This is a genomic window from Paramesorhizobium deserti, from assembly GCF_001558695.1.
Taxonomy (GTDB): Bacteria; Pseudomonadota; Alphaproteobacteria; order Rhizobiales; family Rhizobiaceae; genus Paramesorhizobium; species Paramesorhizobium deserti.
Genome location: NZ_LNTU01000037.1, coordinates 57082 through 69948, shown reverse-complemented (window position 1 = coordinate 69948; position 12867 = coordinate 57082). Strand labels below are relative to the sequence as shown.

At 60.7% G+C, this 12867-nt stretch carries 12 protein-coding genes; 8 read left to right on the top strand and 4 right to left on the bottom strand.

Features of this window, described 5'->3' with window-relative positions; genetic code table 11:
• Window positions 1-31 precede the first annotated feature (31 nt).
• On the top strand, window positions 32-415 hold the full coding sequence (locus ATN84_RS27015; protein WP_068883696.1) for a hypothetical protein: 384 nt from the start codon (window positions 32-34) through the stop codon (window positions 413-415).
• On the top strand, window positions 412-2343 hold the full coding sequence (locus ATN84_RS19140) for a pyrroloquinoline quinone-dependent dehydrogenase (RefSeq protein ID WP_068883694.1): 1932 nt from the start codon (window positions 412-414) through the stop codon (window positions 2341-2343). The genes ATN84_RS27015 and ATN84_RS19140 overlap by 4 nt, the downstream gene beginning before the upstream one ends.
• A 104-nt stretch (window positions 2344-2447) precedes the next feature.
• Here ATN84_RS19140 and ampC read toward each other — a convergent pair whose 3' ends face one another.
• The gene (gene ampC, locus ATN84_RS19135; RefSeq protein WP_068883693.1) at window positions 2448-3638 is read right to left on the bottom strand and encodes a class C beta-lactamase; all 1191 of its coding nucleotides are present in this window, start codon (window positions 3636-3638) and stop codon (window positions 2448-2450) included.
• A gap of 193 nt (window positions 3639-3831) precedes the next feature.
• Here ampC and ATN84_RS19130 point away from each other — a divergent pair, with 193 nt between their 5' ends.
• Window positions 3832-4794 (top strand): TAXI family TRAP transporter solute-binding subunit, encoded by a 963-nt coding sequence (locus ATN84_RS19130; RefSeq protein WP_068883691.1) that lies wholly within the window; start codon window positions 3832-3834, stop codon window positions 4792-4794.
• 76 nt (window positions 4795-4870) lie between these two features.
• On the top strand, window positions 4871-6637 hold the full coding sequence (locus ATN84_RS19125) for a TRAP transporter permease (protein WP_068883690.1): 1767 nt from the start codon (window positions 4871-4873) through the stop codon (window positions 6635-6637).
• On the opposite strand, the gene ATN84_RS19120 is transcribed toward ATN84_RS19125, so the two are convergent.
• Window positions 6629-7660, bottom strand: a complete 1032-nt coding sequence (locus tag ATN84_RS19120) for a helix-turn-helix domain-containing protein (RefSeq protein WP_068883688.1) — start codon at window positions 7658-7660, stop codon at window positions 6629-6631. The genes ATN84_RS19125 and ATN84_RS19120 overlap by 9 nt on opposite strands.
• 142 nt (window positions 7661-7802) lie before the next feature.
• Between ATN84_RS19120 and ATN84_RS19115 the strand changes: the two genes are divergently transcribed.
• Window positions 7803-8870 carry an alpha/beta hydrolase family protein gene (locus ATN84_RS19115; RefSeq protein WP_068883686.1) on the top strand — a complete coding sequence of 356 codons (1068 nt, stop codon included), beginning with the start codon at window positions 7803-7805 and terminating at the stop codon, window positions 8868-8870.
• A gap of 77 nt (window positions 8871-8947) precedes the next feature.
• Here ATN84_RS19115 and ATN84_RS19110 read toward each other — a convergent pair whose 3' ends face one another.
• Complete coding sequence (locus tag ATN84_RS19110; RefSeq protein ID WP_068883684.1) at window positions 8948-9160, bottom strand: tautomerase family protein; 213 nt, start codon at window positions 9158-9160, stop codon at window positions 8948-8950.
• A gap of 30 nt (window positions 9161-9190) precedes the next feature.
• Window positions 9191-9928, bottom strand: a complete 738-nt coding sequence (locus tag ATN84_RS19105) for an SDR family oxidoreductase (RefSeq protein ID WP_068883683.1) — start codon at window positions 9926-9928, stop codon at window positions 9191-9193.
• Between the two features lie 95 nt (window positions 9929-10023).
• Between ATN84_RS19105 and ATN84_RS19100 the strand changes: the two genes are divergently transcribed.
• From ATN84_RS19100 to ATN84_RS19090, 3 genes are all read left to right on the top strand, one after another.
• Window positions 10024-10917: a LysR family transcriptional regulator gene (locus ATN84_RS19100; protein ID WP_068883681.1), complete on the top strand. Its 894-nt coding sequence runs from the start codon at window positions 10024-10026 to the stop codon at window positions 10915-10917.
• Between the two features lie 128 nt (window positions 10918-11045).
• Window positions 11046-11699, top strand: coding sequence for a glutathione S-transferase family protein (locus ATN84_RS19095; RefSeq protein ID WP_068883679.1), 654 nt, complete (start codon window positions 11046-11048; stop codon window positions 11697-11699).
• A 71-nt stretch (window positions 11700-11770) separates the two neighbouring features.
• Window positions 11771-12853: a DMT family transporter gene (locus ATN84_RS19090; RefSeq protein WP_082766389.1), complete on the top strand. Its 1083-nt coding sequence runs from the start codon at window positions 11771-11773 to the stop codon at window positions 12851-12853.
• Window positions 12854-12867: the final 14 nt, after the last annotated feature.

The following is a 12867-nucleotide window of genomic DNA, read 5'->3' as shown; positions in this document are numbered from 1 at the left end:
CAATTCTCAGCCAAGACATGGAGTGACGACAATGAGCCGGGCAACAAGTGCCGGTCTGATCGCCCTCGGGGCGGCGGCTGGTCTCATTCTATCCCTTATCGCCTATACCACCCGTTCGAGTGGGATAAACGGCACCGGAGGCGCTCTCCTGGTCATTGCCTCAAGCGCAGCGATCCTGCTTGCCGCAATGGCGATCGCGATGTGGCCCAAGATGCGGGGTTGGCTGCGCGGGACGCTCATCTTCCTGCTGCTGCTGGGAATTCTCGGGACGGCCCTCGCCGCTTATTTCCTGGACAGCAAATGGCTCTTGCTCGCGATGGCGGTCTGCCTGATCGGCTGGCTTCTCGCCACCAGGCATCAGGATGCTCCGGCCAGCCGCGGCGCACGTACGGTGAAAGGAAAGGCAACCTCATGAAAAGGACCGTCTCTCTTTATTCAAGCCTCGCACTGAAGTGTTCGGGGCTTGCATTGGCGACCGCGCTTGGGCTGGCCTCGGCAAAGGCCGACGACAATACTTGGTCGACCTTCAATGGTGACCTCAAGGCGCAGAAATATTCTCCCGCGGACCAGATCACGCCTCAGAATGTCGGCACGCTGAAAAAGGCCTGGGAAGTCCATACCGGCGACGTGTCGGACGGCAGCGGCGACGTGCCCATGTCCGTCTGGTCGGCAACGCCGCTTTTCGTCAACGATACGGTCTATGTCGGCACGCCGTTCTACAACATCGTCGCCATCGAGCCTGATACGGGCAAGGTGAAGTGGACCTATAAGAGCCAGGCGGTCCTGAAGGCGCTGACCCAGCCCGATATGAAGAACCGCGGCGTCGCCTATTGGGAAGCCGAAAATCCGGTCGAGGGACAGGCCTGCCAGAAGCGGGTCTACATCGGCACAATGGATGCAAAGCTGCATGCGGTCGATGCCGATACTGGCCGCCCCTGCGCGGATTTCGGACAGAACGGCATTCTCGACATCAATGTCTGGAACAAGGTCAACAACATATGGCCGCTTTCCCTCCTTCAGCCGCCGACTGTCTACAAAGACAAGCTCATTGTAGGTTGGGCAGGCCGTGACTGGACGGATACCGCCGATCCTCCGGGCTCGGTGTTCGCCATCGATGCCAGGACGGGCGAGCTCGAATGGACCTTCGATGCAATCCCCAAGGAGATGTGGTCAAAAACAGGCACGTCCAATGTCTGGGCCAGCATGTCGATCGATCCGGATCGTAATATTCTTTATCTCCCGGTCAGTTCTCCCAGCCCGAATTTCTATGGCGGCAACCGGCTCGATCCGATTCCGCTCGCAACATCCGTGACGGCCGTCGATACGGAGACGGGAAACGTGATCTGGAGCCGTCAGCTGGTGCACCACGATATCTGGGACTTCGACACCAACTCACCGCCGACGCTGATCGACATCGAGAAGGACGGACAGAAGATTCCGGCTCTGGTGCAGACCTCCAAGCAGGGCTTCCTTTATGTCCTTAACCGCTATACCGGCGAGCCGGTCTACCCGATCGAGGAACGACCGGTTCCTGCGTCCGATGTAGAAGGCGAGGTGGCGGCCAAGACACAGCCTTTCGTCGCCCGTCCGCAACCGGTGGTGAATGAAAAGTGGCCCGGCGTGTTCTGGCTCGCCGATGCACTGAGCTTCGGCTATTGCAGCCGCAAGGCGAAGGAACTGCGTTATGACGGCCCCTTCACGCCGCCAAGCCTGAAAGGCACCCTCACTTATCCCGGCACCATCGGCGGTGTCGAATGGGGCGGTGGTGCGGTGGATCCTGAAAGCCAGACATTCGTCGTCAATCACACCCAGGTGGTGCAGATTTATCAGCTTATCCCGAGAGACCAGTATAACCAGGTCACCAACAACGGAGCACACGAGACCGGTGGCTATGCTCCGATGCGGGGCAGCCCCTATGGTTTCCGTCTGTCGAACTTCCTTAACCCGCTCGGCATGCCATGCTGGAATCCGCCCTACGGAGAAATGTCAGCCTACGATCTGAAGACGGGCGACCTCCTGTGGCGTAAGCCTCTGGGCGCCGTCCAGCAATGGGGCTTCTACATGCCCGACTCCTGGGGCTCCGTGACCATAGGTGCACCGGTGATCACCAAGGGTGGCCTCATCTTCATCGGTGCCTCCATGGATTCCAAGGTCAGAGCCTATGATGTGAAGACCGGCAATGAGGTATGGAAAGCACTGGTGGATGCTCCGGCGGTCGCCATGCCTGCCGTCTATACCTACAAGGGCAAGCAATATGTGGTCTTCGTAGCCGGCGGCAATTCCATTCTGACGCCGCGCGTCAGCGATCAGGTCATTGCCTTCACCCTGCCGGATGGGAAATAAATCGCAGCCGCCTCCTTCGGTGGGCGCTGCCTCTACCTTGAAAGCCCGCTGCGTGCCTGAAATGCGCGTGGCGGGCTTCGTCTTGCCGATCGCCGAAAGATGGGTCAGCGAGCGCTGGCAGAGCCTGTCTCGCGGTCCAGCGCCTGCAATATCCGGTAGCCGGCCTTCACCCGCTCTGGGATGGGATAAGCCTTGTTCGCCAGGATCACGACGCCGATCCTCTTGGTGGGAACAAATGCGGCATAGGCGCCGAAGCCGCGCGTGGAACCGGTTTTGTTGAGAAGGATATCCTCCTGCGGCGGCAGCGGCGGGTCCAGCTTCTCGGCCTTGTTGGCCTTGCGCGCCATGCCAGCGGAATTCCCCTCAAGCAGACGGTCAAGCGCGACAGGGTAGGGATAAAGTTCCCACCCTAGGCTCTGCGTCATCGGACGGATCCAGTAATAACCGGTGTGGGTGGCCGCAATCGCTTTTCGCAAGGCGGGATTGAGCTTCGACGGGTCGATATTCTTCTCGACGAATTTGATCAGGTCGGCCGAGGTTGTCCGTACGCCATAGGCTTCTGAATCCAGGACACCCGGCGACACCCGCACCGGCTTGCCGTCCTTCAGATAGCCGTATGCATAATCGCCCATGCGGTTTTCAGGGACTTTGACATAGGTGTTCCTCAAGTCCAGCATCGCAAGCAGCTTCTTGCTCATCAGCTCGTCATAAGGCGCGTTCATGCTTCTGGCGGTGAGATAACCGAAGAGCCCGATGCTCGGGTTAGAATATTGCCGGTGCGTGCCGGGAGCATAATCCGGGCGCCAGTTCCGGTAATAAGCGAGCATCTTTTCGTCTGTCGTGACATCCTTCGGGAACTGGAGCGGCAGGCCACCCGCGGTATAGGCGCCAAGCTCGAGAAGGCTGATCCTGTCGAAGCTACTGCCGTTGAGCGCCGGCCAATATTTGCTCGCCTTGTCGGTGAAGGAGAGCTTGCCCACCGCTTCGGCATAGCCGGCAAGCGTCGCGTTGAAGGTCTTGCTGATCGAGCCGATTTCAAAAAGCGTGTTTTCGGTGACTTCCCTGTCATTCTCCTTCGAAGCGACGCCGTAATTGAAGAAATATTGCCTGCCTCCGGCCGTAACTGCCACGGCCAATCCCGGCACGGCATATTCCTTCATGACAGGTAGAACCGCTTCACTCACGACCTGCTGGAGCCGGTCCCGGACATCGCTGCCGGCCGCGTTGACATCGGCGCCGATGAACAGCGTGGCAGCTGCGAGAACGCCAGATTTCAGAAGGAAGCTTTTTGTCATGGCAGCCAATACCCTCATATCCGTCTGATCGGCCGCGCGTGCAGCCGGTTTTGAAGTGCAGCCGATATACCTGGCCCGAAGTGACTGGACAAACGAGGATACCTTGCGGGAGCCATTAGAAAAACTTGGGCATTGGCCAAACGGGATGGCACCTGCTATGCGGGAGCAGTAAAGACAGGGAGGACATCCAGCAATGCTTCATTCAGCCGTCAAAGTCGTGCTCACCTCGGCCCTGGTCCTGGGGTTCGCCACCACCGCCGCAAATGCCGAAACCCGCATAACCTATAAATCCGCCAAGGCAGGCTCGTCCTATTACCAGATGGGGGTCGAGGTCGCCGAGGCCATAAAAAAGGGCACCGACGGCAATATCATCATGACCATCGAGGAGAGTCAGGGCTCGGTGCAGAATGTGATGGAAGTGCGTGCACGCGGCGGCGACTATGTCTTCACGACACCGCCGGCGCTGGTCGATGCGGCGCAGAAGGGAACGGGCGCCTTCGAGGGCAAGGGCAACCCGAAATTCGCCGAAATCCGCGCCCTGTTCCCGATCCCCTCGCTAGCCATGCACTTCGTCATGTCAAAGGCCTCGGGTACGGAGGATTTCGCCGGCATGGAGGGCAAGACCATTCTGCTCGGCAAGGGATCGTTTGGCGCGACCGAGGGCGAGAAATATCTTCAGCTATTCGGCCTTGACGGCAAGGTGAAGATTGCCGACGCGGAACTCTCCAATGCCGTCGACGCGTTGAAGAACGGACAGATCGACGGCTTCGTCACCGCCGGTTCGTGGCCCGCGCCCAATGTCGTGGAGGTCGCGGCGAGCACCGAGGTCAATATCCTGTCGCTGACGCCTGAGCAGGAAGCCGAGACCAAGCGTACACCGTTGACTATCCCTGCCGGCACCTATGCCGGCCAGGACAAGGACATTCTGACGACGTCTCTGCCCGTCGTTGCCTATGCCACTGCAGCGATGGACGACGAGACGGCCTATCAGCTCACCAAGACCTTCTGGGAGCAGAAGGCGGCGATGAGCGGCTCGGCGCCCTGGTGGAAGGGTGTCGACAAGGGCCTGCTGGCCAACATCACCGGCAAGCTGCACCCCGGCGCCGTCCGCTACTACAAGGAAGTGGGCTTTGAATTGAGCGACGGGCAGATGTAGGCCTTATCGCGATGGGCGCGGCGGATGCCGTGCCCTTGTTCTTTCGCCCGCCGTTCCATTCCCGCCCGACCAATCGATGACCAAACGCATTCTTCTTGCGGCTCTCGCCGCGCTGCTTGTCGCCTTTCACCTGGGGCTGATCTTTTCCGGCCTCGTGCCGAACCTCGTCAGCCGGCCGCTGCATATGGCGCTGATCCTGCCGTGGCTCCTGATTTTCGTGCCTTCGAGCGGCCTGAAGCGCCTTTCGGGCTGGGTGCTGGCGGTGGCGGGGATCGCGGCGTGCCTTTGGGTGGCGGTGAATGAGGGAAGCCTCGCCGACCAGTACGGTTTCCTCGAAGGCCCGGTGCAAACCGGGATCGCCATCACACTGCTTGCCGTGGTGCTGGAGACGGCGCGCCGCGCCATTGGCTGGGCGCTGCCGAGCGTCGCCGCGCTGGCGCTGCTCTACGGCCTGTTCGGTCAATATATCCCGGGTGAGTTCGGTCATGCTGGAACGCCGCTTGCCAGCTTCCTCGGCACATTGACGATCGCCGAGGGCGGGCTGTGGGGCAGCCTGACCGGCATCTCGGTCGGCACGGTCGCGATCTTCGTGATCTTCGGCGCGGTGCTGAATGCCGGTGAAGCGGGGCAGGGCTTCATGAATGTTGCAGCGGCCGCCGCCGGCCGACTGAACGGTGGCGCAGGCAAGGTATCCGTGATTTCCTCGGCCCTGTTCGGCTCCATCTCCGGCTCGGCCTCTGCGAATGTAGCCTCCACCGGCGCCATTACCATTCCGGCGATGGTCGGGCTCGGCTACCCGAAGCGGCTCGCCGGCGCGATCGAGGCGGTGGCCTCCTCCGGCGGGCAGATCATGCCGCCGCTGATGGGGGCAGGGGCCTTCGTGATGGTGGAACTGACCGGCACGCCCTATACCGACATCATGGCGGCGGCGGTCCTGCCGGCGATCCTCTATTTCCTCGCCGTATGGGTCGGGATCAATGCCTTCACCACACGCTATCCGCTGAAGGGGTTACCGGCGGATCAGAAACCGGCGCCACGCGACGTACTCGTCACCTCCGCCTTCTTCCTGGTGCCATTCTCCATCCTTCTGTGGGGCATGTTCTGGGCCCGTTACACGCCGCAATACGCCGCCGCTTTCGCGATACTTGCCGGGGCCGTCCTGCTCCTGTTCGATGGCAAGCTGCGCTTCAACCCGCGCGAGGCGCTGGTCCGGTTCGAGAATGCCCTGGTCGGCGCGGCGCGGCAGGTATCGCTGATCGCGGCAATCATCCTTTGCGCTTCGGTGATTATCGGCGTGCTGTCGATCACCGGCCTTGGCGTGAAGATCACCTCGCTGATCCTTTCGGGTGCGGGCGGCATGTTGTGGCCGTCATTGTTCCTCACCGCTGCCGCCTGCCTCATTCTCGGCATGGAAGTGCCCACGACGGCGGCCTATGTCATCTGCGTTTCGGTGGCCGGGCCGGCGCTGACGCAGCTCGGCCTGGAGCCGTTGCAGGCGCATCTCTTCGTGTTCTGGTTCGCACTCCTGTCGACCATCACGCCGCCTGTTTGTGGCGCGGTCTTCATCGCTGCCGGGATGGTGCGCGAGGATTGGCTGAAAGTGGCCTTCACGGCGATGGCGCTGGGTATAGGGCTTTATCTGATCCCGCTGGCGATGATCGCCAATCCGAACCTTCTTGCAATGGCCGAAGCGCCGGTTGAGGCAATCCTTGCCGCCGTCAAGACCGCCGTCGGCCTCACCTGCGTTTCCTACGGCCTGATCGCGGCTTACCGGCTGCCGGTCCGGGTTGTACTCGTGGCGGCAGGGCTAGGCATCCTGTTTGTGCCGTTCGGTTCACTGTAGGGATTCCGGCGATCGGTTCTTGTCGCGCCAGGAAGCGGGACTGAGGGACGTGACCCGCCGGAACTCGCGGTTGAAGTTCGATTTCGTCTGAAAGCCGGATTCGAACATCGCCGCGGTCACGGACATGTCAGTTTCGCGAAGCAGCCGGCAGGCCTCGGCGATCCGGAAGTCGTTGATATATTGCGAGACGTTTCTGCTGGAGAGCCGGTTGATCGCGCCTGACACCTGCCGGGCCGGCACGCCAGCCCGTCGCGCCAGGCGTGACAAGGTCAGGTTCTCGTCGCGGGACAGTTTCTCCTTGACCAGCAGGTGATCGATCCGCTCAAGGATTTCCCGGTCCTGCGCGGCCTGCGCTGCGGCATCGTTCATGTCCGCGACCGGGGAGGGGAGTGCTCGCGCGCGGGCAGCGACGGTGGCGGTCAGCCCGAGAAGGAGGAGCCCCAGAAGATTGGCATTGCTCACCATCAGGGCGACATTCGCCCCCTTGCTCCATTCGAAATCCATGAAAACGGCAAGGTCGAAGAGGGCTGACAGGCAGAGCGATGCGGCGGCAATGACGAGGGCGCGGTGCGCCGAGAGGACGCGGTCGAGACGCGCCTCGTCTAAAGCGTCCGGCCCGGTCCTGCCGAGGTTTAGTATGGCCAGTGCATATCCGACGAACAACGCGATCAGGGCAAAGTCGATCAACCCGGGCGCCATTGCCAAGAGCGCAATGACCACGATCGGTGGCGCGGCGTGGAGCCAGCGGGCAATGCCGGTTCGCGCTTCTTCACGGTGCATGAGGCTGCGGAAGCTGGCCATCACCAGCGGCGGCAGACAACTCGCCAGCACCGGCAGCATGTAGCGCAGTTCGGTAATGCCATAGCCCCACCGCAAGCCGACGGCGAGCGACTGCAAGGCGCAAAGACCGATCAGGGCCAGGAACGGCCGATTGCCTTTTGACGGTTCCTGGCTGTGCAGCATCTCGATAAGGCGGATCACAAGCAACAGGGCAACGACGAAGGGAAGTGGAATAAAGATCAAGGCATGCTCTCAGAGGTGGCGGTCGATTGGGGAATAATGACCTAAATCGCGATGAGGGACGACCTGAATCACGATCGAGAACGTGGGCGGGCACAGGTTCTGCGATGGATTGCCGATCCTTTGCAACAAGCGAGAAACACCCATGAAACTCCCGTATTTTCTTTCCGCCGTCCTGTTCACCGCCGCATTCACCGTTCCCTCCGAAGCTGCCGAAGTCGGCGTAGACGAGATAAGCGTTTCCGCGCCTCAGCGCGGTCGGGATCTCGCTGTGACGATCTGGTATCCCGCTACAACGGGCGGCGAACCCGCCCTTATCGGCGACAATCAAGTCTTCAAGGGAGCCCCGGCCTTGCGCAATGCAACGCTTGTCCAAGGGCGCTTTCCCCTGGTGGTGATGTCGCATGGATCGGGCGGCCGCGTGCAGGGCATGAGCTGGCTTGCGACGGAACTTGCCAAAGCGGGCTTCGTCGTCGCCGGTCCCAATCATCCCGGCACCACCAGCGGCGACTCGACGCCGGCCAATACGCCGAAAGTATGGGAGCGCACGCAGGATCTCTCCGCCCTGATCAACAGCCTGACCGCAGATCCGCGATGGAGCGGTATCATCGATGCCGATCGGATCGGCGTCGTCGGCTTTTCACTCGGAGGCGCGGCGGCAATGGAGATTGCCGGCGCCCGCGCCAATCTCGAAACATATGCCCGCTACTGCGACACATATACGAAATGGGACTGCGCCTGGTTCGCGGGCGGCAGGGGCTACATCAACGAAAAGGAAGTGCAAGTGGACAAGCTTGATCTACGGACGATCGACAAGGCACGTTTCGAGCAGTCGAACCGGGACCCTCGCATCCAATCAGCCGTCCTGGTCGATCCGGGTCTCGCGCAGGCCTATGACGAGCAAAGCCTGAAGGAAATCAAAATCTCGATGAATTTCATCAATCTCGGCAGCCCCGGCACCATTCCCGAGGGTGTAATCGCCGATCATCTGGCGACGCTGACGCCTCATGGAACTTATGCCTCCGTTACTGGCGCCGATCATTTCAGCTTTCTGCCGGAATGCAAGGAAGGGGCTGCCGAGTTCTTGAAATCGGTAGGGGAGGTCGATCCGATCTGTGAAGACGCTGGTGATCGGTCCCGCGCGGATATTCATTCCGAGCTGATCGGCCTTGTAAGGAGCGCTCTGCAGCGGGACCTCAAGGACCAGTTCTGAGTGGGAACAATCGGCTCGATCAGGAATGTGATGAACCGAAGCGGGCACAACGGTGCCCGCTTCGGTTTTCATTGGCTTCAGTCCTTGGCCCGGTATTCCTCCGGCATGACGAACACCTCGTCCGCCCGCCCGTATCCGCCGTCGGGCACTTCCTCGATGAGAACCATGGTGGTCGGGCGTGCGACCTCCCCGAAATAGCTGACCATCAGTTCGGTCGTCTTGTGGATCAGATCTTCCTTCTGCGCCGTCGAGAGTGAAGCCTGGGGCAGTTTGTAATTCGCGAAAGGCATAAACTTTTCCTTTGATTTGCAGGGTAGGGGTTACACAGCGCCGCCATTGGCGCGGATGGTTTGTCCGTTGACCCAGCCGCTTTCAGGTCCGGCGAGGAAAGCGATGGCATCGGCAATGTCGTCAGGCTGGCCGAGGCGACCGAGGGGGATCATCCGGGTAATGTTTGCGACCAGCTCCTCGGACTTGCCCCGCATGAAAAAATCCGTCTCGATCGGACCGGGCGCGATCGCATTCACTGTAATCCTGCGCGGCCCCAATTCCTTGGCAAGCACATGCGTCATGGCCTCGATCGCGGCTTTCGTCGCGGCATAAAGGCTGTAGCCCGGCTGGTAGAAGCCGACCACGCTCGATGACAAACTGATGATCCGTCCGCCGTCGCGCAGCCGCCGGGCAGCTTCGCGCATACCGCGGAAGGTGCCGCCCAGATTGACTGCGCAATGCTCGTCGAAATCCGCGTCCGTAGCGTCGGCCAGCGGCGACAGTCGCATCATGCCGGCGTTGTTCACCAGAATATCGGCCGGGCCGAAAGCAGCCTCGGCGGCGTCGAACAGCTTGGTCATGCCGGCAGGATCACCGATATCAGCCTGGATCGCGACCGCCTTGCCGCCCGCCTGTTCGATATCCTTTACAACCTGGCGAGCGGCGGCTTCGTCGCGTGCGTAGTTCACAACGACGGCACAGCCGTCATGGGCGAGCCGGCGGGCGATTGCCGCACCGATGCCCTTGCCGGCGCCGGTTATGATCGCGGTTTTGTCCTTCAGACTCATTCTTGACCTCCATTGTTAGGTCAAGAGATAAAGAACCCTTCTGGCGGAATAATCTCCCTTTTACTGACAAGTAAATTCGGATATCACGAACAAACATGGATCGCCTCGATGCAATGCGTCTTCTTGTCCGGGTTATCGACCGCGGCAGCTTCACAACTGCTGCGGCTGATCTGAATATTCCGCGTTCGACGGCGACCGAAGCAATCAGGCGGCTCGAACGCGATCTCGGTAGCCGCCTCCTCGAACGCACCACGCGTCATGTAGCGCCCACCCCAGAGGGGGAAGACTATTACCGGCGCTGCCTGTCGATCCTCGCCGACATCGATGAGGCGGAAAGTGCGCTGCGCGGTGGAGAACCGGCAGGCGTGCTGCGGATCGACGCCCACGGCACGCTGACGCGGGCGTTTCTGCTGCCGCGTCTGCCGGAATTCCTGGAGAGATATCCTGGAATCCTATTGCATATAGGGCAGGGCGACAGGCTGGTCGATCTGGTGCGCGAAGGCGTGGATTGCGTGATCCGGGCAGGCGAGCCCGACGACAGTGGCATGATCATGCACAAGCTTCCCGATATTCCCGAAATGACTTGTGCCAGCCCGCGTTATCTGGAAGTTCACGGCCTGCCGGCCTCGCCTGACGATCTCAATGGACACCAGATGATCGGCTTTGTGTCGTCCCGCACCGGACGAGTGATGCCGATGGAGTTCCAGACCGGCGGAGAGACGAGGGAGGTGACGCTCTCCTGCCGCGTCACAGCCAATGATGCGGAGACGGCGCATCATCTGGCGCGGATGGGATACGGGTTGATTCAGGCGCCCCGCTATCGGTTCCGGGAGGATCTCGCGCGCGGCACCCTTGTCGAGGTCCTGCCGAATTATCCACCGCCGCCTTTACCGCTCGCCGCCTACTATCCGCAAAACCGGCAATTGTCGCCGCGTGTGCGGGTTTTCATCGATTGGGTCGCGGCGGTATTTGATGCTGCGGAACTCTAGCTCATCGGGGTGAAGAAACGCATCTTTTGAGCTGTGATTGAACTGACGCGGGGATTATCTCGCGCGTCAGGTGTCGGAATCTCGTTCAGCCAATCGTCTTCAAGACGAACAAGCCATGGAGAACAACGATGATCCCCACCATTACCGCCTTTGAACGCTCACCCGATCGCGGCAAGGGGCTGGCGCGCGACATGCGCGTTCGCTGGGCGCTTGAGGAAGTGGGCCAGTCCTACGACGTTCGTCTTCTTTCGTTCAAGGCGATGAAGGAAGCCGCGCATCTCGCGCTTCATCCTTTCGGGCAAATTCCGACCTATGAGGAAGGCGATCTCGCCCTGTTCGAGTCCGGTGCGATCGTGCTCCATATCGCCGAGCGCCATACGGGCCTGCTGCCGGGCGACGCGAATGCCCGGGCGCGCGCGATTGCGTGGGTGTTCGCCGCGCTCAACACCGTGGAGCCGCCGATCTTCGACCGCACCCTCACCATGATTCTCGAGCGCGACGAGCCCTGGTACGAGCAGCGCCTGCGCGCGCTCGAGAACAGCATCCGAAAACGGCTGGAAAGCCTTTCGGTTCGCCTCGGCGATGCCGACTGGCTCGATGGCGCATTCAGCGCCGGTGACCTTTTGATGGTGACGGTGCTGCTCAGGTTGAAAGCATCATCAGGTATACTGGACGAATATCCGAACCTCTCCGCCTATGTTGCCCGCGGCGAGGCACGGCCCGCATATAAACGTGCCTTCGCCGCTCAGCTGGCGGTTTTCACCGCCGCATCGGCCGACTAAAAAGGGGCCGCTCTTGGCGCGAAGCTTTAAGCGTCATTCTCGAAAATGGGCAGCGACGATCGCGAAAGTCCATGTATAATTTCCATATGTCCGGGAAGAATGACCAGTCCCCTCGTTTTCCGGGCGTTCCGTTCGCCCTTGGCGCCGCGCTGCTGTTCGGAGCCACGGCTCCTGTCTCCAAACTATTGATCGGCTTCGTCGATCCGTGGTTGTTGGCTGGGATCCTTTATCTGGGTGCGGGTATTGGCCTCGCCGCGGTCCATTGGGGTCGAGCCTCGCTTGGCTTCGCGAATGTTGAGGCGCCGCTGACGAAGTCTGATCTGCCATGGCTTGCGGCGGTGGTGCTTTTTGGTGGAATGCTCGGACCCTTGTTCCTGATGTTCGGGCTGTCGTTAACGACGGCTGCTTCTGGATCGCTGCTGCTTAACCTGGAAGGGCTAGCGACGATGGTCATCGCCTGGGTCGTCTTCCGTGAAAACGTCGACAGACGGTTGCTGCTTGGTGCCGCAGCGATCCTTTGTGGCGCCGTTCTGCTATCGTGGAACGGCGAGGGGCTTAGCCTCGATGCCGGCGGTCTGCTTATAGCGCTGGCTTGTCTGTGTTGGGGTATCGACAATAATCTGACACGCAAATTGTCCTCGGCCGATCCGGTCCAGATTGCCATGATCAAGGGTCTGGTTGCAGGCTGCACCAATTTCGGCCTGGCTCTCCTGGTTGGCGCGACCCTGCCGTCCGTTGGACTGATTTTCTCAGGTGTGGTGGCAGGGTTCCTTGGCATCGGGGTAAGCCTGGTCTTGTTCATGCTCGGCCTGCGTCATCTCGGCACGGCGCGGACAGGAGCCTATTTCTCTTTGGCACCCTTTATCGGCGCGGCGCTGGCCCTGCTGCTCTTTCATGAAGGGTTGACCCCACAGTTCATCATCGCGGGCCTGCTAATGGCCTTTGGACTGTGGTTGCACCTGACCGAACATCATGATCACTGGCACGATCACGGGATTCTTGAACACGAGCATGCGCACATTCATGACGAACACCATCAGCACCATCATGACGAACCAGTGACCGAACCGCATTCACATTGGCATCGACATGAACCTATGCGCCACAAGCATCCGCATTATCCCGACCTGCACCACAGACACGGGCACACCTGAAATGGAATGCAGGC